This window comes from Microbacterium sp. Se5.02b (assembly GCF_019464375.1).
Classification (GTDB): domain Bacteria; phylum Actinomycetota; class Actinomycetes; order Actinomycetales; family Microbacteriaceae; genus Microbacterium.
Genome location: NZ_CP080491.1, coordinates 199,614 through 222,696 on the forward strand (window position 1 = coordinate 199,614; position 23,083 = coordinate 222,696).

At 69.7% G+C, this 23,083-nt stretch carries 19 protein-coding genes and 2 pseudogenes; 15 read left to right on the forward strand and 6 right to left on the reverse strand.

Annotation, left to right across the window (positions count from 1 at the left end):
* Positions 1-12 precede the first annotated feature (12 nt).
* The 5 genes from K1X59_RS01015 to K1X59_RS01030 all read left to right on the forward strand — a co-directional run bounded on the left by K1X59_RS01015 (position 13) and on the right by K1X59_RS01030 (position 5,032).
* A complete protein-coding gene (locus tag K1X59_RS01015) occupies positions 13-828 on the forward strand; it encodes a dihydrodipicolinate synthase family protein (RefSeq protein ID WP_258567001.1) in 816 nt (271 codons plus the stop codon).
* Positions 825-1,508 (forward strand): NAD(P)-dependent oxidoreductase, encoded by a 684-nt coding sequence (locus K1X59_RS01020; protein ID WP_258567002.1) that lies wholly within the window; start codon positions 825-827, stop codon positions 1,506-1,508. Before K1X59_RS01015 ends, K1X59_RS01020 begins: the two co-directional genes overlap by 4 nt.
* Entirely contained in the window at positions 1,463-1,837 is a 375-nt protein-coding gene (locus K1X59_RS20550; RefSeq protein ID WP_258567245.1) for an NAD(P)-dependent oxidoreductase, read from the forward strand. The genes K1X59_RS01020 and K1X59_RS20550 overlap by 46 nt, the downstream gene beginning before the upstream one ends.
* Positions 1,838-1,848: 11 nt before the next feature.
* Positions 1,849-2,775: a GNAT family N-acetyltransferase gene (locus K1X59_RS01025; protein WP_220173840.1), complete on the forward strand. Its 927-nt coding sequence runs from the start codon at positions 1,849-1,851 to the stop codon at positions 2,773-2,775.
* Positions 2,776-2,878: 103 nt separating this feature from the next.
* Positions 2,879-5,032 (forward strand): peptidase C14, encoded by a 2,154-nt coding sequence (locus K1X59_RS01030; protein WP_220173841.1) that lies wholly within the window; start codon positions 2,879-2,881, stop codon positions 5,030-5,032.
* Between the two features lie 148 nt (positions 5,033-5,180).
* Here the strand turns inward: K1X59_RS01030 and K1X59_RS01035 are convergent, their stop codons facing one another.
* The 3 genes from K1X59_RS01035 to K1X59_RS01045 form a co-directional block, all read right to left on the reverse strand.
* Positions 5,181-6,614 (reverse strand): APC family permease, encoded by a 1,434-nt coding sequence (locus tag K1X59_RS01035; protein ID WP_183151533.1) that lies wholly within the window; start codon positions 6,612-6,614, stop codon positions 5,181-5,183.
* Between the two features lie 200 nt (positions 6,615-6,814).
* A complete protein-coding gene (locus K1X59_RS01040; protein ID WP_183151534.1) occupies positions 6,815-7,648 on the reverse strand; it encodes an SDR family NAD(P)-dependent oxidoreductase in 834 nt (277 codons plus the stop codon).
* 10 nt (positions 7,649-7,658) lie between these two features.
* Positions 7,659-8,372 (reverse strand): GntR family transcriptional regulator, encoded by a 714-nt coding sequence (locus tag K1X59_RS01045; protein WP_244632303.1) that lies wholly within the window; start codon positions 8,370-8,372, stop codon positions 7,659-7,661.
* 170 nt (positions 8,373-8,542) lie between these two features.
* Between K1X59_RS01045 and K1X59_RS01050 the strand changes: the two genes are divergently transcribed.
* The 8 genes from K1X59_RS01050 to K1X59_RS01085 are packed head-to-tail and all read left to right on the forward strand — an operon-like array spanning position 8,543 to position 18,100.
* Entirely contained in the window at positions 8,543-10,081 is a 1,539-nt protein-coding gene (locus K1X59_RS01050) for an ABC transporter substrate-binding protein (protein WP_183151535.1), read from the forward strand.
* Between the two features lie 25 nt (positions 10,082-10,106).
* Positions 10,107-11,045, forward strand: coding sequence for an ABC transporter permease (locus K1X59_RS01055; RefSeq protein ID WP_220173842.1), 939 nt, complete (start codon positions 10,107-10,109; stop codon positions 11,043-11,045).
* On the forward strand, positions 11,038-11,388 hold the full coding sequence (locus K1X59_RS01060) for a hypothetical protein (RefSeq protein ID WP_220173843.1): 351 nt from the start codon (positions 11,038-11,040) through the stop codon (positions 11,386-11,388). Before K1X59_RS01055 ends, K1X59_RS01060 begins: the two co-directional genes overlap by 8 nt.
* Positions 11,346-11,885, forward strand: a complete 540-nt coding sequence (locus K1X59_RS01065) for an ABC transporter permease (RefSeq protein WP_220173844.1) — start codon at positions 11,346-11,348, stop codon at positions 11,883-11,885. The genes K1X59_RS01060 and K1X59_RS01065 overlap by 43 nt, the downstream gene beginning before the upstream one ends.
* The gene (locus K1X59_RS01070) at positions 11,882-13,630 is read left to right on the forward strand and encodes an ABC transporter ATP-binding protein (RefSeq protein WP_220173845.1); all 1,749 of its coding nucleotides are present in this window, start codon (positions 11,882-11,884) and stop codon (positions 13,628-13,630) included. Before K1X59_RS01065 ends, K1X59_RS01070 begins: the two co-directional genes overlap by 4 nt.
* Before the next feature lie 13 nt (positions 13,631-13,643).
* A complete protein-coding gene (locus tag K1X59_RS01075; protein ID WP_258567003.1) occupies positions 13,644-15,863 on the forward strand; it encodes a peptidase C14 in 2,220 nt (739 codons plus the stop codon).
* A 34-nt stretch (positions 15,864-15,897) separates the two neighbouring features.
* On the forward strand, positions 15,898-17,289 hold the full coding sequence (locus tag K1X59_RS01080; protein WP_220173846.1) for a hypothetical protein: 1,392 nt from the start codon (positions 15,898-15,900) through the stop codon (positions 17,287-17,289).
* A gap of 49 nt (positions 17,290-17,338) precedes the next feature.
* Positions 17,339-18,100 carry an SDR family NAD(P)-dependent oxidoreductase gene (locus tag K1X59_RS01085; protein WP_183151538.1) on the forward strand — a complete coding sequence of 254 codons (762 nt, stop codon included), beginning with the start codon at positions 17,339-17,341 and terminating at the stop codon, positions 18,098-18,100.
* Positions 18,101-18,399: 299 nt separating this feature from the next.
* On the opposite strand, the gene K1X59_RS01090 is transcribed toward K1X59_RS01085, so the two are convergent.
* Entirely contained in the window at positions 18,400-19,215 is an 816-nt protein-coding gene (locus K1X59_RS01090) for a zinc-ribbon domain-containing protein (protein ID WP_183152722.1), read from the reverse strand.
* A gap of 118 nt (positions 19,216-19,333) precedes the next feature.
* Between K1X59_RS01090 and dinB the strand changes: the two are divergent.
* A pseudogene (gene dinB / locus K1X59_RS22660) lies at positions 19,334-20,528 on the forward strand (DNA polymerase IV).
* 286 nt (positions 20,529-20,814) lie between these two features.
* Here the strand turns inward: dinB and K1X59_RS01100 are convergent.
* Together K1X59_RS01100 and K1X59_RS01105 are read right to left on the reverse strand one after the other, a co-directional pair.
* Entirely contained in the window at positions 20,815-21,123 is a 309-nt protein-coding gene (locus K1X59_RS01100) for a nuclear transport factor 2 family protein (protein ID WP_258567246.1), read from the reverse strand.
* Between the two features lie 34 nt (positions 21,124-21,157).
* A pseudogene (locus K1X59_RS01105) lies at positions 21,158-21,903 on the reverse strand (SDR family NAD(P)-dependent oxidoreductase).
* Positions 21,904-21,970: 67 nt separating this feature from the next.
* Between K1X59_RS01105 and K1X59_RS01110 the strand changes: the two are divergent.
* The gene (locus tag K1X59_RS01110) at positions 21,971-22,945 is read left to right on the forward strand and encodes a C-terminal binding protein (protein WP_220173847.1); all 975 of its coding nucleotides are present in this window, start codon (positions 21,971-21,973) and stop codon (positions 22,943-22,945) included.
* Positions 22,946-23,083: the final 138 nt, after the last annotated feature.

Consider the following 23,083-nt stretch of genomic DNA (forward strand, 5'->3'; position numbering starts at 1 on the left):
GCCGCAGAGGAGATGGATGCCCGCGGCGACGCGAGTCTCGTGCGCATCGCGGGCGTCGCCGGAGACACCGCACAGGCCGTGGCCGAGGCCGAGCTCGCCCGCTCGCTCGGCTACGACGCGGTGCTCGTGAGTCCTCGCGTCGCGGGCGCCGACGAGCGTGCCCTGCTCGAACGCGCCCGCGCCGTGGGCGAGGTGCTGCCGCTGGTCGGCTTCTACCTCCAGACGGCGATCGGCGGGCCGGTGCTCGACCGCGACTTCTGGCGGGAGTTCGCCGCGATACCGTCGGTCGTCGCCGTCAAGGCCGCACCCTTCGACCGCTACCGCACCCTCGAACTCGTGCGCGGCGTCGCCGCGTCCGGTCGGGCGGACGAGATCGCGCTCTACACCGGCAACGACGACGCGATCGTCGCAGATCTGCTCTCCGCGTTCCATGTGGACGCGCCGGACGGTCCCCGCACCCTGCGCTTCGTGGGTGGGCTGCTGGGCCAGTGGGCTGTCGGCACCCGAGCTGCGGTCGCGCTGCTGGACCGCGTCCGTCAGGCGATGGGCGGCGACGCCGAGGCCTACCGTGAACTCGGACTCCTCGCCTCCGACATGGTCGACGTCAACCAGGCGGTGTTCGATCCGGGCAACGACTTCCACGGGGTGATCGCCGGGGTGCACGAGATGCTGCGGCAACAGGGGCTGCTCGACGGCATCTGGTGCCTCGACCCGGCGGAGGGACTCTCGGCAGGACAGGCCGAGGAGATCGAGCGGGTGCGCCACGCCTACCCCGCCCTCAACGACGACGCCTTCATCGCCGAGAACCTCGAGGACTGGCTGCGATGACCGCGGCGGCGAGCGCACCGGCCGTGGTCGCGGTCGTCTCGGAAGGGCTCTTCGCGGAGTTCTTCTCTGCCGCGGACGCCGAGCGGCTCCGTGCTGCGGCCGAGCGCCTCGGCGGCGGGTTCGTGCGGGTCGACCGGCTCTCCGACGCCGAGCTCGGCGCGGCGCGCATCGTCCTCACGAGCTGGGGTGTCGGACCCTTCGACGCGGCCGTGCTCGCATCACTGCCCGAGCTCGCGCTGATCGCGCACACCGGCGCGACCATCAAGCCCTTCGCGACCGACGAGCTGTTCGACCGCGGCGTCCTGGTCACTCAGGCCGGAGCGGGGATGGCTCGGTCGGTGGCAGAGGTGTCGCTGACCTTCACGCTCGCGCTGCTGCACCGTGTTCCCGAGATGCACGATGCGCTGCGTGCGGGCGACGGCTGGCACGACGCCGCTGCGGTGGGGGTGCAGCACGAGATCCTCGGTGCACCGATCGCCGTGATCGGGGCCTCGCGCACCGGACGGGCCTACCTGGAGCTGATCCGTGCCCTCGGGGCCGAGCCGTTGCTGGTCGACCCCACGATCGACGCCGCCGCTGCCGCCGCGCTCGGAGCCGAACTCCTCCCCTCGACGACGCCCTCCGCCGTGCGCAGATCGTCGCCGTGCACGCCCCCACACTGCCGGAGACCCACCACCTGATCGGTCGGCGCGAACTCGCACTGATGCGCGACGGTGCGGGGCTCGTCAACACGGCGCGCTCCTGGCTCGTCGACGAGACCGCCCTGATCGAGGAACTGCAGCGCGGTCGGCTCGGTGCCGCGATCGACGTGTTCGACGAAGAGCCGCTCGCCGCGGACAGCCCCTTCCGTGCACTCCCCGGTGTGCTGGTCACCCCGCACCGTGCGGCCGGCACCCGTGAGGGACGACTGCGGCAGGGGAGGATCGTCGCGGATGAGGTCGAGGCCTTCGTCGAGGGACGCCCGCTCGTCCACGCGGTCGACCGCGCCCAGCTGTCGTCGATGGCATGAGCCTCGAGCCGATGAGCGGGGCCACGATCCGTCCGGCCCGTGTCGAGGATCAGCCGGGGCTCACGGCGCTGTGGGCGACCGCGTTCACACCCGCGCTGGCGCCGGATCAGTGGCTCGTCGACGAACAGCGCCTCGCGCACACGTTCGTGGCGGAGGACGACGACGGCGTGTGCGGGTCGATCTACGGCCTGCCCAAGCGGCTGCGCGAATCCGACGGAGGGGTCGCTGAGGTGCATGCGATCGGGAGCGTCGCGGTCGCCGAGCGCGCCCGGGGGAAGGGCCTTGCCCGCCGGCTCGTCGCCGCGACGTTGGAGACAGCGCGCGAGGCCGACTGGGCCCTGCTGTTCACGGGTACGCCGGACGTGTACCGCTCCAGCGGGTTCGCGTCGTTCTCGATGCCGCGGACCCTGCGTGGTCCCTGGACGGCTCCCGCGTTCGCGGCGGTCGCGGGCCGTGTCGAGCGCGAGACCGTCGGCCTGGGGAGTCTCGGTGCTCTGGGCGAGGTCTACGAGCGCTCGCGCGCGGATCGCGTCGTGCTCGCGCCGGTGCGCGACGACCGGGACTGGACGATGGCCGAGGTGCGGATGCGCGGGGCCCGTCTGTACCGCTGGGTCGAGGGCTCTGCGGTGCGGGGCTACGCGATCGCCGACACCGATGGCGGTCTCGGCAGGCTCCTCGAGTGTGCCGTGCTCCCCGAGTCCGACGGATCTGCAGCCGTGTACCGCGAGCTGTACAGTGCCGTCGCCGCGGACTGGGCAGCGGCCGCGGTGGGCGCGTGCGAACTCGCCGTTCCCGCGCTGCCCGAGGAGGAACGGGTGATCCACGACGTCGCGCCGCACGCCGTGCGACAGGAAGACCGCACCGGGATGGTGCGCCCGCTGCGACGCGAGGCCCGACTGCACGGCATCCGCCACTTCACGGCGGGCGACTACTTCTGAGCAGCAGCTCGGAGAGCTGGGGATGGGGAACGGATCGGAGAACGCGGTCCGGCCACCGGGCCGGACGCCTGACCGCGGCGAGGACGCCGCAAGGAGGAAGAGCATGACCCAGCTGGACAACATCGAGACCGACACCGCGGCGCTGCGCAGCCGCCGCATGCTGCTCGCCGGCTTCGGCGCGGCGGCGCTCGGCGGCGTGGTCGCGGTCGGTTCGCAGACCCCCGCGCAGGCGGCAGGCCCTGTGGCGCCGCTGAGCTCGTCGGGCTCGGCGAACGTCGCGAACGGCGGCACCGCGACCGAGCTCGCCACGCGCAAGGGCAAGGACGGCGACCTGGTGCGTACGACCGGGTACGCCGCGGCGGGCGACGGCGGCGACGGGCTCTATCGCTTCGTGAAGAAGGATGCCCCCGCGGCCAACGGCGGCACCGTGCTCGCGGCACCCAAGGGTGGCACATGGGTACTGGTGCACGACGGCGTGGTCGACTTCCGGATGTTCGGGGTCATGGATGCGACCGTGAACGCCGACGATGCACTCGACGCGATGGTGAAGGATGCGCGCATCCACCGGGTCGAGGCGCACAGCGACCTGAACTTCGTGCGCCGCCACACCTTCACGCGGTCGAACATCGCCTTCGACTTCGGCGGGCACCTGATGACCACCGTCGGGATCGAGAACGCGGGCAAGGACGACCCGTTCGCCGCGGTCATGTTCTTCCGCGGCGAGGTCACCGATGCCGTGCACGAGGCGCGGCTGAACGAGGTCGTCCCCGATCTCGGCGACATCTTCCCCGTGGCCGACTCGTCGTTCTTCGCCGTCGGCTCCTGGTACGCGGCCGAGGTGAACGCGCTGTCGGGCCGGTGGGAGCGGGAGCTGCAGCGCCTCGTCCAGGTGACGCAGATCGTCGACGGCACGCACATCCGCATCAACTACAAGAACGGCTGGCCGCTCGGCAAGGACCGCACGATGACATGGCGTCACGTGAAGCCGGTGCAGGACGTCACGGTGTCGAACCTCAAGTTCCTCGGCACCGGCACCGACGAGTACACGGGCTCGCACCCGCTGGCGTTCGAGTATGCGGTGCGCTGCGACGTCGACCACATCGACGGGACCGGCACGTTCTGGCCGCTCATCCAGCGACGGTGGAACACGTACTACTCGACCGTGAGCTGCACGCTGAAGAACCCGACCTCGGTCACCTGGGGCGGGGCGGGATACCTCACGCAGCAGATCTACTGCCTGTACGGATATGTGGCCAACTGCCATACCGCGAACTCCCGGCACCTCAACGACTTCACCGCGAGCGCCTACTGCCTGGTGGAGAACTGCCACGGCGACGGCGACGACCAGGGTCCGTTCGTCACCCACGGACAGTACGAGCACGACCTCACCTACACCGGTAACTCGGGGCTGATGACCTTCGCCAACTCGGGCGCGGCGTGGGGCTCTGCGGCCAAGCGCATCACCGTCCGCAAGCACGTGTGCTCGTGGTTCGTCGCGCGTGTGCGCATCACCGACCTCACGCTCGAAGACGTGCAGGTGATCGGCAAGCCCTCTCTCGCGGGCTCGGGGATGCTGTGGATCAACGCCGACGGCGCGCAGCTGCGGGGGTGCACGGCGTCGGACACGCTCATCATCACGCAGGCGTCGGACAACTCGGCGCGGCCGACCGTGATCGCCGACTCGCACTTCACGTTCGTCGCCCCTGGCGAGCTCACGAACGCCACCGTGAAGACCCCGGTCACGTTCGTCGACACCGTGCTCGATCGGGTGGGCGGCATGAAGATCGCGGGCTCGGGTGCGGTGACCTTCCGTGGGTCGACGTTGTCCGCTGCGGACGACGCGGCGCCCATCGCGACGTCGTCGGAGCGGTTGCGCATCGAGGGCTCGACGCTCCGGAACGCCCGTCTCGCCGCGGCACGGAGCGAGCGTCAGGCGATCGAGATCGCCGGCTCGGATGTGGCTCTGAAGGGCGGCACCGGCGTGGCGCGGACGGGCGACGGCGAGCTGCACCTCACGCTGAGCGACAGCACCTTCCGTGCGGAGGGTTCGGCCACGCACGTCTCTGTCACGAAGGGCGCGACCCACTACCGTGCGACCGGGAACCGCTTCGAGGGCGGCGCGCTCGAGCTGACGGATGCCGCGTTCGGCACCTCGTCCACACTGCTGCACACCGGAAACGTGGAGTCCGGCGTCACCCGCACGGCATTCCCCGCCGAGGGCGACCGCGTGGTCGACACCGCCAACCTCGTGGTCTGACCACCGCCCCGCGCCTCCGCCCCGCGCCCCCGCCCCCGTGGCCGAGTGCACGGGTTGTTCGTGAGTGCACGGCTTCTCGACGCGAGGAAGCCGTGCACTCGGCACGAAGCCGTGCACTCGGCGAGGGGGACGGGCGCGGGAGTGAGGGTCAGCGCGGGTGCCGGGGGCTGTCGGGATTCATGAGCGAGTGGTGACGGCCGTACTCGAAGTACACGATCAGCCCGATGATGAGCCACACGCCGAAGCGCACCCAGGTCTCCCAGTGCAGCTGCGAGATGAGGAAGAGCGAGAACGCGACGCCGACGACCGGCACGAGCGGCATGAACGGCAGTCGGAACGTGCGCGGGGCGTCGGGCTTCGTGTAGCGGAACACGATCACAGCCACGCAGACGACGACGAAGGCCGCCAGGATGCCGATGTTCGTCAGGTCGGCGACGACCCTGATCGGGAAGACCCCCGCGAAGAACGCCGAGCCGAGACCCGCGATCCAGGTGACCCGCTGGGGCACGCCGCGCCGGTCGACCGCGGCGAACCACCCCGGCAGCAGGCCGTCGCGGCTCATGCTGAACCACACCCGCGTCGCGCCGAGCAGGAAGGTGAGCATGACGGTGAGGATCGACAGCACCGCGAACACCGAGATGATCGACGCGATCACGGGGAGTCCCACACTGGAGAACGCCGAGGCGAACCCCGCCTTCGGGTCGATGTCCTGATAGTTCTGCATGCCGGTGAGCACCAGGGTCGCCGCGACGTAGAGCAGCATCGCGATGACGAGCGAGAGGATGATCGCCTTCGGCATGTGCTTCCGGCCGTCCTTCGCCTCTTCGGCGGCTGTGCTCATGGCGTCGTAGCCGAACACCGCGAAGAACACCGTCGCCGCACCCGTGAACACCGGGCCGAAGCCGCTCGGCAGGAACGGGTCGTAGTTGGCGGCGTCGATGTGGAACACGCCGAGTCCGACGATCGCCAGGATCAGCACGATCTTGACGGCGACCGCGACCAGCTCGAAGCGCCCGAACGTCTTCGTGCCGCGGCTGAGCAGGAACGTCACGAACAGGCAGACCACGATGGCCGGGACGTTGACCACCCCGCCTGCTTGATCGAAGGTCTCGGTGAGCGCGGTCGGAAGATGGATGCCGAACCCGGACAGGAACGCGTCGAGGTACCCCGAGATCCCGATCCCCACGACCGCGACGATCGCGACGTATTCGAGGAGCAGATCCCAGCCGATGAACCATCCGGCGAGCTCGCCGAGGGCGACGTAGCCGTAGCTGTAGGCGGAGCCCGCGCGAGGGATCATCCCGGCGAACTCGGCATACGAGAGCGCGGCCGCAGCGGACGCGAGCCCTGCGATGAGGAAGGACAGCAGCACAGCCGGCCCGACCCCGGGGTTGTCGGCGTCGCCGTGCGCGACGAGGCCCGCGAGCGAGAAGATCCCGACGCCGACGATGCCTCCGACCCCGATGGCCGTCAACTGCCACAGCCCGAGCGACTTGAAGAGGCCGCTGTGCGCGGCATCCTCCGTCATCTCGTCGAGTGGCTTGCGTCTCCACACGGAACGGTTCTGCTTCGCTGCATTCATTCGTGGTCTCATCGCCCTTCCTCGTGACAGTGACATGTTACACGTCACGACGTCCGAGGGCTCTTCCATCTGGCGAGTGCACGGTGTGCTCGCGAGAGCACGGGTTCTCCGCGTCACGAAGCCGTGCGCTCGCCACGAGGCCGTGCGCTCGCGGGCCAGACGCGGGAGTAGGGCGGCGGGGAGGGGAGTGGACGCGGCGGCTACGGGTGGACGCCGACGAGGGCGGCGCTGCGCTGCCAGAGCGCCTCGGCGAGCGCGGCGTCGTCCACCTGCGGGTTCACCTTCGTGGTGAGCACGCGCTCGTCGTAGTACGCGCCGGAGAACCAGGTCTCGTCCGGTGTGCCCTCGATGAACCACCGCAGCGTGGCCCCGCCCTTGTCGGCGCCGATGAGCATGAGGTGCTTGAGCGGCGTGCGGTACAGCAGCCGCATGATGCTCGAGGAGTCGGAGGCGAAGTTGGTCTGCACGGTCCCGGGGTGGAATGCCACCGCGCTGAGTCCGTCGGCGTGGAACTTCGTGTGCAGACTCTTGGCGAACAGCACGTTGGCGAGCTTGGCGTCGCCATAGGCCTTGTTCGGGCTGAAGCGTCGAGCGTTGTCGAGGTCGTCGACGTCGAGGTGTCCGAAGAGGCGATGGGCGATGCTGGAGGTGTTGACGACCGCCCCGCGAGAGCGCAGCAGTGCGGGCAGCAGCAGGCGGGTGAGCAGGAACGGTGCCAGGTGATTGACCTGCATGGTCTTCTCGAACCCGTCGACGGTCGGTGTCGGATCCCCGAAGATGCCGCCGGCGTTGTTCGCGAGCACATCGATACCGCCGTCGCCCACGGCATCCGTGATCTGCGCGGCGAGGGCTCGCACGTCGTCGAGGCGGGCGAAATCGGCCGTGAACCAGGTGGCGCCGGTCTCCTCGGCGACGGCGCTGGTCTTCTCGGCCGATCTGCCCACGAGGATGAGGCGGTTCGACGGTGAGGAGAGCTGACGGGCGGCCGCCGCGCCGATGCCGTCGGATGCTCCGGTGAGGACGATGGTCTTCATGGTCGTGCGCTCACTCGGCGGGGACGGAGGGAGTGATGCGTCGGACGGCGCGCGTGACATGTTCGGCGATCACGGCGCGCGCCTGTTCCGGGTCGCCGCTGGCGATGGCGTCGACGATCTGCTGGTGACTGCGCACGTGCTCTTCCTGCTCGGTCGGGTCGAGCGCGGAGTTGGCGGCCTGGATGAAACCGGTGATGCGCCCGCGCAGCTGACCGCTGAGCTCGTCGAGGAAGCGGTGTTCGGCGAGGTCGGCGAGCGTCTCGTGGAAGAGGCGGTCCTGACGAAGGACCTCGGCGATGTCACCGGGCGCGGCGTCCGACATGGCCTGGATGATGGCGCCGAGCCGGGCGGCCGACTCCTCGTTCCATCGTTCCTGCACCCGGATGGCCATGAACTGCTCGAGCACGATCCGCAGACTCGAGATCTCCTCGAGGTCCTGTGCGCTGAGCTGTGCGACGCGCGCGCCACGACGGGGCTCGCGCGTGATCAGGCGCTCCTCGGCGAGACGGGTCAGCGCCTCGCGCACCGGGATGTGGCTCACGCCGAGCCGGTCGGCGAGCTTGCGCTCGACGAGGCGCTCGCCGGGGGCGAGCTCTCCGGAGTGGATGGCCGCGCGCAGCTCGTCCGTGACCTGTTCGGCGATGTTCTGATCCGAGACGCTGCGCACCGTGGCTCTCCTGTCCGTGCCGGAACCCGCGAGCGGCTCTCGGGCGAGTTCCTGCATCGACCGATGCTATGGCAAATCCGTCGGAGTGGCGGGATGACCGCCCGAGGGGCGTAACGAGAACGTAACCGCAATCCCCTCATCCGCACTAGACGCGGCTGCACATTTGCTACATGCTATAGCGAAACACCTTGTCACCCGAACGCATCACCCGACCCTTGGAGGCACCCATGTCGCGTCGTCGTGTATTGCTCGGCGGAGCAGCGCTGCTCACCGCCGTGCTCATCACCGCTGGTTGCAGCAGCACCCCCACGAACACCGATGGCCCCGCGCAGGAAGGCGGCACCCTGACCGTCGCCGCAGCTCAAGGCATCCCGCAGCTCAACCCGGCCATCCGCACGTTCGCCTGGGAGGAGGTGCTGTTCCCCCTGCTGTGGAACGGCCTCACCAAGACCGACGAGTCCGGTGAGATCGTCGGCGACCTCGCCGAGAAGTGGGAGGCCTCAGAGGATCAGAAGACCTGGACCTTCACCCTGCGCGACGGCGTGACGTTCTCGAACGGCGACCCCTTCACGGCCGAGGATGCCGTGGCGTCGTTCGAGTACTACCTCGACCCTGAGACGGCGACCCAGGAGAAGAACAAGATCGACATGGTCACGGATGTCACGGCATCCGACGAGAAGACCGTCGTCATCACCCTGTCCGAGCCGATCGCCACCTTCGCCGCCGGCATCGTGTGGGTCAAGATGCTCGACGTCGACGCGCTCGACACCATCGACAAGGAGCCGATCGGCACCGGGCCGTACATCGTCGACACCTTCACTCCGGACGACAGCCTGACCCTCGTGCCGAACCCCGAGTACTTCGGCGAGGCCCCGGCGCTCGACGAGATCACGCTCGTCAAGGCCGCAGAGTCGACGGCAGCCGTCACCGGCTTGCGCTCCGGCGACATCGACGTGCTGTGGTCGGTTCCCCAAGGCGACGTCGCCGGGCTCGAGGGCGGCGGGGACATCGCGCTCGTCAAGCCCGAGAACCCGAGCCAGTGGCCCTCGTGGGAGGTCGACACGCAGTCGGCGCCGTTCGACGACGTGCGTGCCCGCCAGGCTCTCGCCTACGCGACCGACCGCGAGGCCATCCTCGACGCCGCGTACTACGGGCAGGGCACCGTCTCGCCGACGAACAACGCGCTCGGCGAGGTCAACCCGTGGTTCGGCGGCGACCTGACCGACTACTCGTACGACCTCGACAAGGCCAAGGAGCTGTTCGCCGAAGCCGGTGTCACCGAGGGCAGCACGCTCACGTGGTGGGGCGTCGCGGGGCAGTACCCCGAATGGAACACGAGCGGTGAGATCCTGCAGGCGAGCCTGAAGGAGATCGGGATCACGCTCAAGATCGACAACAACGACATCGGCACCTGGGTCGACTCGTTCTACCCGGCGGGCAAGAGCTTCCCCGGCTACATCGTGCCGAACTTCCAGTCCACGCCTCCGGAGCCCGCGTACTCGCTGAACTTCTACCTCGAGGGCCGCTGCGAGTGCAACTGGGTCGACCCCGACTTCCAGACCGCGTTCGCCGACGCCGTCGCCGAGCCCGACGAGGCCGCACGCGCCGAGAAGTGGGGCACGGTGCAGACGATCATCAACCAGCAGGTGCCGCTGATCGTGCCGCTGCAGTCCACGGTCGTCACCGCGACCAGCACGAAGGTCGACGGCGTGTGGGTCGAGGGCGGCGGACAGCTGCACCTCGAGGGCGCACAGCTCAAGGGCTGACGTGGCGCTGTCCATCCTTCGGCGGGTGGCGATCAGCATCGCGATGCTGATCGCCACCTCGCTTCTCGTGTTCGTCGTGCTCCGGCTGCTGCCGGGCGACCCCGTCATCACGCGCCTCGGCTCGACGCCGGGCGTGGATGCCGAGATGCTGCAGCGCCTCCGAGAGGAGGCCGGCCTCGATGCGCCGATCATCGAGCAGTACCTGCGGTGGATCGGCGGCGTCTTCACCGGCGACTTCGGGCAGTCGTACTTCAACCAGTACTCGGTGTCCGAGCTCATCGCACAGCGGCTCCCCGCCACGCTCGAGCTCACCCTGATCGGCATCCTCCTCGCCGTGCTCATCGCGACACCGGCCGCCGTGATCGCCTCGCTGCGTCCGCTCGGTGTGGTCGATCGCATCCTCACGGCGATCTCGACCGCGGGCATGGCACTGCCGCAGTTCCTTATCGGCATCGTGCTGATCGTGGTGTTCGCGGTGCAGCTCAAGGTGCTGCCCGCCCGCGGCTACACGCCGTTCAGCGAGGATCCCGGTGACAACCTCGTGCGCATGATCCTGCCGGCACTCACGCTCGCGTTCGCCGCCGCACCCCTGCTCATGCGGTTCCTCCGCGCCTCGATGGTCGAGGTGCTCGACGCCCCGTACATCCGCACGGCCCGCGGCAAGGGGCAGTCGGCGAGCGGCGTCGTGATCGGGCACGCGCTGCGCAACGCACTGATCCCCGGACTCACGATGCTCGGCCTCATCGTCGGCTACACGCTCGGCGGCGTCGTGATCGTGGAGTACGTGTTCGGCGTGCCGGGCCTCGGCTCGCTCGCGATCGACGCGGTGTTCAAGCGCGACTACGCGGTGCTGCAGTCGGTCGTGCTGCTGATCTCCGCGATGTTCATCCTCACCACGCTCATCGTCGACCTCCTCTACGGCGTGCTCGACCCGCGTCTTCGTGCAAGGAGCACCCGTGGCTGACACCCTCACCCTCGCCCTGCGCTCCGCCCGTCCGCGGCGGAGGCTCGCGCTCGCCTCGTGGATCCCGCTCGCGCTCCTCGCGGTGATCGTGCTGGCGTGCGTGCTCGCGCCCGTCATCGCGCCGTTCGACCCCTCCGCACAGTCGCCCGACCGGTTCGCCGGACCGTCGGCCGTGCACCTGTTCGGCACCGACGAACTCGGCCGCGACCTGTTCAGCCGTGTGCTCTACGGCGGGCAGTTGACGATCTTCATCGCGGGCGGTGCCACCCTGGTCGCCATGGTCCTGGGGATCGCCTGGGGATGGCGGCGGCCTTCGCCCGCGGCATCCTCGACGAGATCCTGATGCGCCTGGCCGACACGGTCATGGCGATCCCGCAGATCCTCTTCGCGCTGGTGTTTATCTCGGCGTTCGGCGCCGACCCCGTCAAGCTGGCCGTGATCATCGGCATCCTGCTCACCCCGACGACCGCGCGGCTCGTGCGCTCCTCGGTGCTCAGCGAGCTGCAGGAGGACTACTTCACAGCCGCCGTCGCCTTCGGCTCGAAGCGCAGCAGGCTGCTGTTCGCCGAGATGCTGCCGAACGCCCGAGGTCCGATCGTGGTGCAGGCGGCCATCAACGCGGCCAACGCGATCCTGCTCGAGGCGTCGATGAGCTTCGTCGGCCTCGGCATCGCCCCGCCCGAAGCGACCTGGGGCACCCTCGTGCAGCAGGGCTACCAGAAGATGTACCAGTCGATCGGGTACGTGCTGTTCCCCGCGCTGTTCATCTTCGTCACCATCTGGCTGCTCAACGTGCTCGCCGATCAGTTCGGCGGCGATCGGAAGGGGAAGGGCCGATGACGGACACCGCTCCCGTCCTGCAGGTGCAGGACCTCACCGTCTCCTACGGCGACGCGATGCCGGTCAAGGGCATCTCGTTCTCGGTGCGCCCCGGCGAGCGGATCGGCCTGGTCGGCGAATCCGGCTCCGGCAAGTCGCTCACGGCGCTGTCGATCATGCGTCTCAACGACGGAGCGACGCTCGGCGGCAGCATCCGTCTGCGCGATCGCGAGCTGCTCACCCTGAGCACGCGCGAGATGACGAAGGTGCGCGGCGGCGAGATCGCGATGGTCTACCAGGACCCGATGTCGTCGCTGAATCCCGTGCGCACGATCGGGCATCAGCTCGTGGAGGCGATCCGCCTGCACGACAGGGTGTCGAAGGCTGCGGCACGCACCAGAGCCGTCGAGCTGCTGACCGAGGTCGGTGTGCCGCTGCCCGAGGAGCGCCTCGCGCAGTACCCGCATGAGTTCTCGGGCGGCATGCGGCAGCGCGTCATGATCGCGATGGCCATGTCGTCGCGGCCAGCCGTGCTCATCGCCGACGAGCCCACCACGGCGCTCGACGTCACCACCCAGTCGCGCATCATCGACCTGCTCGACCGGCTGGCCGACGAGCACGGCACCGCGGTCGTGCTCATCACGCACGACCTCGGCGTCGCGGCCGGCTTCTGCGAACGCATCCACGTGATGCGGCACGGGGCGATCATCGAGGAACAGCCGGTCGACGCGCTGTACTCCTCCCCGGAACACCCGTACACGAAGGCGCTGCTCGGAGCCGTGGTCGACCTCACGATCGACGTGCATCAGCCGATCCGCACCTCCGCCGAAGTGCTCGAACGCGGGACCGAGCCGCTCGTCGAGGCCGGCTCCATCAGCGCGGTCGACCGCGCCAGGGAATCGGGCGACGTGCTGGTCGACGTGCAGGGCGTGTCGAAGGTGTTCACGCTCGGCTCCGGACGACGGGTGACCGCGGTCGACGACGTGTCGTTCCAGATCCGCCGTGGGGAGACCGTGGGGCTCGTGGGCGAGTCGGGATCGGGCAAGTCGACCGTGTCGAAGGCGGTGCTCGCTCTCGGCGGCATCGATGCCGGAGCCGTCGTCTTCGACGGACATCGACCGCACGAGATGCGCGGCGAGGAGCTGCGTCATCTGCGACGGCGGATGCAGATGGTGTTCCAAGACCCGTTCTCGGCGCTCAACCGGCGCCAGACCGTGTCGCAGATCATCGAGGCGCCCCTGCTCGCCCACGGCATCGGCACCAGGGCGACCCGTGCAGAGAAGGTGCGCGAGGCCATGCACCGCGTGCGGTTGGACGAGGAGTTCGCGCACCGGCTGCCCCGGTCGATGTCGGGTGGTCAGTGCCAGCGCGTGTCCATCGCACGGTCGCTCGTGCTCGAGCCCGAGTTCCTGGTGCTCGACGAGTCGGTGTCGGCGCTGGACGTGTCGATCCAGGCGCAGGTGCTCAACCTGCTGCGCGAGCTGCAGGCAGAGCTCGGACTCACGTACCTCTTCATCAGCCACGACCTCGCCGTGATCCGATACATGTCGTCGACGGTGGCCGTGATGCAGCAAGGACGGATCGTCGAGATCGGCGCGCGCGACGCGTTGTTCGCGAATCCGCAGCACGAGTACACGCGCGGGCTCATGGCAGCGATCCCGGTGGCCGACCCGGTGCTGGAGCGACGGCGTCGTGCCGAGGCTGCGGTGCTCTGGCAGGCGCAGGGAGCAGTCACGGGCGCCGTTCCGGCCGGAACCACCCGATGACGAAGGAGTTGTCATGACCGACAGATCGAACGCGGTGGCGGATCCGCACGCAGAGACGGTGTCACCGGAGGGCGGTGCGCGCTCCACGAGTCGGCGCGCCCTCATGGCCGGGCTCGGTGCGGTCGCGCTCGGCACGGCCGGCTCCCTCGCGGGTGCGGCATCCGCGCAGGCGGCTCCGGTCGTCATGGGTGCGAAGGACATCACGCGGGCGGAGTCCGTCGCCGAGCTGGCGAAGATCCGTGCGCGCGACGGTGAAGTCGCGATCGTCGCCGGGTACCGGAAGCCCGGCGACGCGGGGCTGCTCGTGTACGTCGGATCCGAAGACGCGAAGGTCGAGGCCAACGGCGGCACGGTGATCGCCGGACAGCGCGACACCCGCTGGCTGCTGCAGCACGACGGCACGGTCGACTTCCGGGTCTTCGGCATCACCGGGCCGGAGACGCCCGCCGACGACGCGCTCGCCGCCATGGTGAACGATCCCCGCATCCGACGGATCGAAGGGAGCACGGATCTGCTGTTCCGGCGACGGCATCGCTTCACGCGCTCCCACCTCGAGATCGACTTCGGCGGCCACCTCCTCACCACTGACGGGATCGAGGCGAACACCCACGACAACCCGTTCGGCGCCGTGATGTTCTTCACCGGGGTGTCGAAGGACGTCGTCGTCGAACATGCGCTGGCGGAGGCCTGGCCCGAACTGACCGACGCGGTCGCCGTGCCCGACGCGTCGAAGTTCCCCGTCGACTCCTGGTGGGCGGTGCAGTGCGATCCGGTCGCCGGGGGCGGGGCGGATGAGCGCGAGCTCCAGCGGTTCGTGCAGGTGACGCAGCAGATCGACGGACGGCACATCCGGATCGACTACCTCAACGGCTGGCCGCTGGAGAAGGGCCGGAAGCTCACCTGGCGGCAGATGGAGCCCGTCTCCGGGGTCCGCATCTCGAACATGCGCTTCCTCGGCGCCGGTCCGTTCGACGGACCGACCGACGGCTCCTTCCCCGACCCCAGAGAACTCACCGGATCCCACCCCATCGCGTTCGAGTACGCGATCCACTGCGATGTCGCGGATGTGCACGCCAGCCGCACCTGGTGGCCCGTGATCATGCGGCGCTGGAACACGCACTTCACGACCGAACGCTGCTCGGTCGAGAACCCGCCGACGGTGATGTACGGCGGCGCGGGCTATCTCACGCAGCAGATCTACAGCCTGTACGGACGGGTGAGCGACTGCACATCCTCGAACGCGCGGCACCTCAACGATCTGACCGCCAGTGCGTACTGCATCGTCGAGAACTGTCACGGCGACGGCGACGACCAGGGTGGCAACCCGTTCACCACGCACGGTCAGTACGAGCACGACCTCACCTTCATCGGCAACTCGGGGCTGATGGACATCGCCAACTCCGGAGCGCAGTGGGGCACCTCCGCCAAGCGCATCACGGTGCGCGACCACGTCTGCTCGTGGTTCGTCGCCGGCACGAAGATCAGCGACCTGACGCTGGAGAACGTGCGAGTGATCGCGCGCTCCACCTTCGATCCGCAGGCGACGATGACCATCAACGCCGACGGCGCCCAGCTGCGGGGATGCACCGCCGGGCTGTTGGCCATCGGGCAGCGATCGACTCGATCGTCGCGACCGACCGTCATCGAGGACTGCACCTTCGCCCTCCCCAAGGATCAGGTGCTCGTCCAGACACCGGTGACCGCTCCGGTGAGCTTCGTGCGGTGCACGATCACGGGGATCGACGGGGTGAAGGCCCGAGGGTCCGGACCCGTCGAGTTCGTCGACTGCCGCCTGAGCGGTCCGGCGACGGGCGCCCCGGCGGAGCTCGGCGCGTCCCGGGTGACGATCCGCGGCGGCTCGGTGCGCGATGTCGTGCTGAGTGCGACCGCCGTGCGCGACCAGTTCGTGACGCTGGATGGCGTCGAGCTCGGCACGGAGCGCACGGAGGGCGCCCTGCTGACCAGGGCAGCCGGTTCCGGGGTGGTCTCGTGGCGGGTGAGCGGGGTGACCTCCACGGTGGCGAAGGGTGCGGCCCATATCGACATCGGTGTGGGCGTGAACCATGCGCGGGTCACCGGGAGCCAGTTCGTCGGAGGACGGCTGCGGATGACCGAGGGGTTCGCGGAGCCGTCCACCCTGCTCTACAGCGACTGCGTCGAGCGCGGGGTCGAGGGGGATCTCCCCGAGCCCGGAGAACGCGTGCTGGTCGCCGACGTGCTCACGAGCGCCTGAGCGGCGGCATCATGGAGAACATGGAGGACCCGGTTTGAACGACACGGCATCGGCGACGCGCATCGGAGACCGCATCCGCGTCCCGCGCACTCGCGCGCGCATCGGCGTGGCCCGACGCGACATCACCCCGCCGACCGGCATCCGTGCGAAGAACTGGGGACCGGCGGACTGGGAGCGGTCGGAGGGCGCGCACCGTCCGTTCGAGCTCACCGCCCTCGCCGTGATCGCGTCCGACGACCGGCCGCGCGTGCTCCTCGCGGTCGACGGCACGTGGTGGCGTCGTGTCGCCGATGAGCAGGGTGTGCGCGGAGCGATCCTGTCAGGGCTCGGGCTCGAACCCGACCAGCTGATGCTCTCGCTCTCACACACGCACGCGGGTGCCGTGCTCTGCGCGGCCGACGCGCACCTGCCGGGCGGGGAGCTCATCCCCGGATACCTCGAGGCCCTGGCCGCCGCAGGTGTCGCCGCGGGCCGCGAGGCGCTCGACGGTGCGGTGCCCGGACTCATCGAATGGACGACGGGCACCTGCACGCTCGCCGCCGACCGTGAGCTCGACGTCGACGGACGGGCGCTGGTGGGGTACAACCCCGCAGCGACGGCGGACGACACCGTCACGATCGGCCGTCTCAGCGTCGACGGCGCTGTGCGGGGAACGCTCGTCAACTACGCGTGCCACCCGACCACGCTCGCTTGGCAGAGTCGCGAGGTGTCGCCGGACTACGTCGGGGCGATGCGCGAGATCGTCGAAGCCGCCACCGGGTCGCCGTGCCTGTTCGTGCAGGGGGCCTCGGGCGAACTGGCCCCGCGCGAGCAGTACACCGGCGACGTCGAGGTGGCCGATCGCCACGGACGCTCGCTCGGTCACGCGGTGCTCGCCGCGCTCGACGCCCTGCCCGTACCCGGTGCGGAGCTGACGTTGGAGGGTGTCGTGGAATCGGGCGCTCCGCTCGCGATCTGGGCCGGACATGCCGCCTCGGGTGGGGAGGGCGCCGGAGGATCGGTGTCATCCGTGGACCTGCCGCTGCGCGACCTGCCGACGCTCGATGAACTCGCCGAGGAGTGGAAGGACATCGACCCCCGCTCCCGGGAAGAGCGCCTCGGCCGCGCCCGCAACCTCCGCGACGGATACATCGACGGTCCGACCGTGCAGCACCCCGTGTGGGCCTGGCGGCTCGGCGACGCGGTGATCGTCGGTCACCCCGGCGAGGCATACTCCCGCCTGCAGACCACGCTCCGAGCGCGGTTCCCCGAGACGCCGATCGTGGTGATGAACCTGACGAACGGCCCCGGGTTCGTCTACCTGCCCACGCGCGACGCCTTCGACCGCGGCGCGTATCAGGCGTGGCAGACCCCGCTCGCGCCCGGTGCGCTGGAGCTGCTCGAGGAGCATGCGGTGTCGCTGGTGTCCGCCCTGCTCGCCGGCTGAACTCGACCGGTACACTTGCTATAGCAAATCACCGCAAATGAGGAGAGACATGACCGTGCAGCGCCCCGTCGCCATCGTCACCGGAGGATCGGCCGGCATCGGCTGGGAGATCGGTCAGCGTCTCGCCGCCGACGGCTACCTCGTCGTCGCCGCCGACCGCGTGCCGGGACTCACCGTGGGTGACAACTCCGCCGGCATCCTGTGGCGCGAGCTCGACGTGACCGACCATGCCGGCGTCGACCGGGTGTTCGGCGAGATCGAGGCGGAGCTCGGCCCGATCGAGGTGCTCGTCAACAACGCCGGCATCCAGCGCCACCGCGGCATCGAAGACCTCACGTGGGACGAGTGGTCGGCCGTCGTCGATGTGAACCTGCACGGGGTGTTCGCAGCGCTGCAGGCGGCGGGCAAGCGGATGCTGGAGCGCGGCGAGGGCCGCATCGTGAACATCTCCTCCATCTCCTCCCGCGGCTCCGCGGGGCGGGCACCGTATGCCACGACCAAGGCCGCCGTGATCGGACTGACCTCGACGGCAGGTGCGGAGTGGGCGTCCCGCGGCGTGCGCGTCAATGCGGTCGCACCCGGCTACGTCGATACGGGCGTCTTCCGCCAGGGTGTCGAGGCCGGAACCCTCAGCCTCGACACGATCCTCTCCCGCATCCCCGCGAAGCGCCTGGCCGAGGCGAGTGAGATCGCCGCCGCCGTGAGCTTCCTCGTCTCCGACCAGTCGCGCTACATGAACGGCCAGACGCTCTACGTCGACGGCGGGTTCATGGTCGACTACGGCGTGCCCCTCGCGAAGAAGCCCGACTGAGACCTGCCGCGGCTCTCGGGAGCCCTCGGGAGGAGGTCCTCGGGAGGAGGTCTCACTCGGGAGGAGGTCTCGCTCGGGAGGAGGTTTCGCTCGGGAGGAGATCCTCGGTGCGGAGGATGCCTGGCCCGAATACGTCCTCCCGAACGCGGTTCTCCTCCCGAACACGGCTCACCGCGGGGGCGTTACCCGGGAGGAAGTGCTCGCTCGGGAGGAGATCCTCGTTGCGGAGGATGCCTGGCCCGAATACGTCCTCCCGAACGAGGTTCCCCTCCCGAACGCGGCTCACTCCGGAGCAGGTCTCACCGCAGATACGCGTCGACGAGGAGGGCGCCGCGGATGGTGCGCAGCTCCTCGATGATGCGCGTGATGCTCGCTGCGCCGGTCGAGGAGAGCACCAGGTCGTGAGGACCGAGAGGTTCGAGCTTCCCTGTGCGGACGCGGATGACCTCCCACCCGGCGGCGCGGAGCGCGCGGTCCTTTCGCAGATCCGCGTCCTGCCGCTTGCCGACGTGCTCCAGGCCATGGCGGCCGACCGTGTCGTACTCGAGAGCCACCCTGAGCTCCGGAAACACGATGTCGGGCCACACCTCGGTGTGGCGGAAGAACGGTCGAGACACCTTCACCGCGTTCACGGCCGGGTCGAACTCGATCCGCGTCGCGAGGGCGGCCCGGAGTCGGCCTTCCGCCGCTGAGGCGGGGCGCGGCGCGCACGCGCTCACGAACGCGGTCCCGGTGGGCAGGGCGGGGGTCTTGGTGCACAGCTCCGGCGCAGGGCGACGGGGCTTGCGCGGGAGCGCGCGTGCTTCGCCGAGCACGACCGGTTGGGGGCGGGCGAGCGCGGAGCAGTCCGGACACCACGCCGAGCGGCGGCGCACCTGACCAGGGCGTTCGCGCTGCTCCGTGGGGGTGGCGGCGAATCGGTGCCCGAGCGGGCACTCCCAGCACAGCAGGACGTCGGCCGCGAGCGGGACCTGCGACAGAGCGATCCCGTGGTTCAGCTCCGGGTGGTATTGGCGGATCAGCTCCGGGTACGCCGCCCAGCCCGCACGATACGTGCCCACGTCATACGGAACGGCGCGACCGTGGGAGAACTGCCGTCGCGCCCACCACTGCATCACCGGTTCCGGCACGCGCCGACCATACCTGCGGTCACGGACACCGCGTCGCCCCGTAGCTCGGCGGATGTCGATGTCCCCGGTCCGTGCGACGATCCGCACGTCGACGGGAGAACGGATGCGTGGGGAGGCCACGGTGCTGCACGCCGACCTCGATGCGTTCTACGCGTCGGTCGAGCAGCGTGACGCTCCCGAGCTGCGCGGTCGACCGGTCATCGTGGGCGGTGGCGTCGTGCTCGCCGCGAGCTACGAGGCGAAGGCGCGCGGAGTCCGCACGGCGATGGGCGGTCGACAGGCGCGGGAGCTGTGCCCCGATGCGATCGTCGTCCCGCCGCGGATGGAGGCCTACTCGGCCGCAAGCAAAGACGTGTTCGCGATCTTCCGCGACACGACGCCACTCGTCGAAGGGCTCTCGATCGACGAGGCCTTCCTCGAGGTCGGAGGTCTGCGGCGGATCGCCGGAACCCCGGAAGAGATCGCGGTGCGACTGCGCGAGCGCGTGCGGGCGGAGGCCGGGCTGGCCATCTCGGTCGGGGTCGCTCGCACCAAGTTCCTCGCCAAGGTCGCCAGCGCGGTGAGCAAACCCGACGGACTCCTGGTCGTCGAGCCCGACCGTGAGGAGCAGTTCCTCCTTCCCCTCCCCGTCGAACGGCTCTGGGGCGTGGGCGCGGTGACGGCCGAGAAGCTGCATCGCTACGGCATCCGCACAGTGGGGGAACTCGCCGAGCTCGAGGCCGCGACCGCCGAGCGGATGCTGGGCAAGGCGACGGGCGCCCACGTGCACGCCCTTGCCCGGCTGCGGGATCCGCGGCCGGTCGACACCACCCGGCGACGCGGATCCATCGGCTCGCAGCGCGCTCGGCAGCCGTATCCGCTCGGCAGAGGAACTCGACCTCATCCTCACGCAGATCGTCGACCGGCTCGCTCGACGTCTCCGCGACGGTGGTCGCGTCTGCCGCACGGTCGTGCTGCGTCTGCGTTTCGGCGACTTCACGAAGGCCACCCGCTCGCGCACGCTTCGAGCGCCGACCGACCGCACCGCCGTCGTGCTCACCGTGGCGCGTGGCCTGCTCGACGCCGCGCAGCCCGAAATCGCCGCGCGCGGCATCACTCTGATCGGCTTCTCACTGACGCAGCTCGACCGCGTCGGGAACGTGCAGCCCGAATTGCCGATCGACTGGGGTGATGAGGCGCGCCTCGACACCGTCCTCGACACCCTGCGCGACCGCTACGGCGCGACCTCCGTGTCGCGTGCGGCTCAGCTCGGGCGCGACCCCGGGTGGTCGTCGCCTCTCCTTCCCGAGCACGAGTGAGCTTCAGGGGCTGCCGCGTTGCGGAGGAGATCTGCCGTAGGGAGGGTGTTTTCCCGCCAGGGGATCCTCCGAAGCGCGGATCTCCTCCGAAGTGCGGGGGTGTGCCACTCGGGGTCTGGGCGTGGTGTGGGTGCGGCGGTGAGGTGTGGGTGCTTCGCGGGGCGGCCGCCGCGTGTTTGCGGAGGAGATTCGCCGTAGGGAGGTTGTATCGCGCCGGAGCCGCCTCCGAAGCGCGGATCTCCTCCGAAGTGCGGGGCTCCGAAGTGGGGGGCTTCCCGATCTCGGCTCAGGCCTTGAGCATGGAGGCGCGCGCGATCAGGCCGTCCACGACGTCGAATGTCGCGATGGTCTCGGTGGCGACACCCGCGTTGATGACCTGCTCCTGCGCGACGACCCACCGTGCGCCGAAGAGCACACTCGTCTCGATGACGCACGACAACTCGGGGTTCTGCAGCCGCGGCTCGTAGAACGCGCGGATCGCGGCCGACCCGACCACGGGCTCGGGTGCGACGCCGGTGATCACGGCATCGTCCGCGTAGGTCGCGACGAAGGCGTCGAGGTCGTGCTCGTTGAAGGCGTCGAGCTGCGCCTGCACGGTCTCGAGAGCGGTGCGGTGGAGGACGGTGCGGTCAGTCAATGCGAACTCCTCCGTTGACGTCGTACGTCGCTCCGGTGATGAAGCGCGCGCGCTCCGAGGCGAGCGATGCGATGATCCAGGCGACGTCCGCCGGTTGGCCGAACGCCCCGAGCGGGATCCCGGCCTCGAGCTTCGCGCGACCCTCGCCCTGCAGCTGGTCGGTGATGGCACTCGCGACCGGACCGGGGTGACGGCGTTGACGCGGATGCCCTCCGCGGCGAGGTGGCGTGCGAAGCTGCGCGTGATCGCGAGGATCGCCCCCTTGCTCGCGGCGTAGTGGATGCCGGTCTGCAGCGCGCCGACCTGACCGGCGATCGAGGCGATGTTGATCACGGAGCGATCGCCGTCGGCGGCCCGAAGCAGGGGGAGTGCGCCCCGGGTGAGGAAGAAGGTGCCACGGGCGTTGGTCTCGAGGACCATGTCCCACTCGTCGAAATCGATGTCGTCGTACGGGGTGTACGGGCACACGCCGCCGTTGTTGACCAGCACGTGCAGCGAACCCCAGGTGGCCGTGATCTCGCCGATCAGGGCGTCGATCGACGCGCGCTCGCGCAGATCGAGGCGGGAGACGTGCACCTCGGGCGACCCGGCTTCGCGGCACTCCTCGGCGACGCGGGCGGCTTCGGCCTCGCGCCCCGTGTACGTGATCCAGAGGGAGACGCCCTCGCGGGCGAGGTCGAGGGCGGCGGCGGTTCCTATACCGGAACTGGCACCCGTGATCAGTGCGCGGCGAGTCATGTGCTCGATGCTATAGCAAGATTCCCGTGCTGTACACGCATTTGCTAGATGCTATAGCATCGCTCTCATGACCGAGCCCTTCATCCTCGTCAGCGACTGCGACCTGCCAGGAACCGTCATCGAAGACACCCTCCGACAGGCGGGACTCCGCGCCGAGCGCGCGGCATCCGGCAGCGTGGACGACATCGCCGCCCGCGGAGCCGACGCCCAGGGGCTCGTCGTCCAGTGGGCGCAGATCACCGGCGAGGTGATGGATCGGATGCCGAATCTCCGCATCATCAGCCGCGTCGGCATCGGCTACGACATGGTCGACGTCGAGGCGGCGACCGCTCGCGGCATCGCCGTCGCGAACACCCCGAGCTACTGCATCGAAGAGGTCGCCGCCCACACGATCGCCATGATCATGACCCAGGCCCGCGGCCTCCCCGCCTACGACCGTGCGGTGCGCGGAGGCACGTGGAAGGCCGTCGATGCGCGCCCGATGGCGGTGCGCCCCTCGACGACCACCGTCTCGGTGCTCGGGTTCGGCCGCATCGGCTCGATCGTGGCCCGTGGCTGTCGCGCCCTGGGCTTCCGCGTCGTCGTCGCCGACCCGTACGCCTCCCCCGACGCCGTGCGTGCGGCAGGATGCGAGCCCGTCGAGATCGCGGATGCCGTGGCGCGCGCCGACATCCTGACGCTCCACGTTCCGCTCACCGACGCCACCAGGCACCTCATCGACGCCGAGGCGCTCGCGACCATGAAGCAGGGCGCCGTCGTCGTGAACACCTGCCGTGGGCCGCTGATCGACGAGGACGCTCTCGCCGCGTCGCTGCATGCCGGACACGTGGGTGCTGCCGCCCTCGACGTGTTCGCGGGGGAGCCGCTCGCCGCCGATTCCCCGCTGCGCGACCTCGACCAGGTGCTCCTCACGCCCCATGCCGCCTGGTACTCGCCCGAAGCGCTGGCGGATCTGCCGGTGCACGCGGCCGACAACATCATCCGCTACCTCGCCGGCGAGTCGGTGCCGATCGTCAACCCCGCGTTCGCCGCGGCGCGCTGACCGCTTCCACCCGGCGGCCTGTGTCCGGGGCACGGTTCCTTGTGCTGAGTGCACCGTGTCCCGGGCAGAGGCCGTCGGGGCTCGTGGCGCGCCGGCTCAGGCATTCCTGCGAGATCAGGCAACATCGCTGCGAAACGG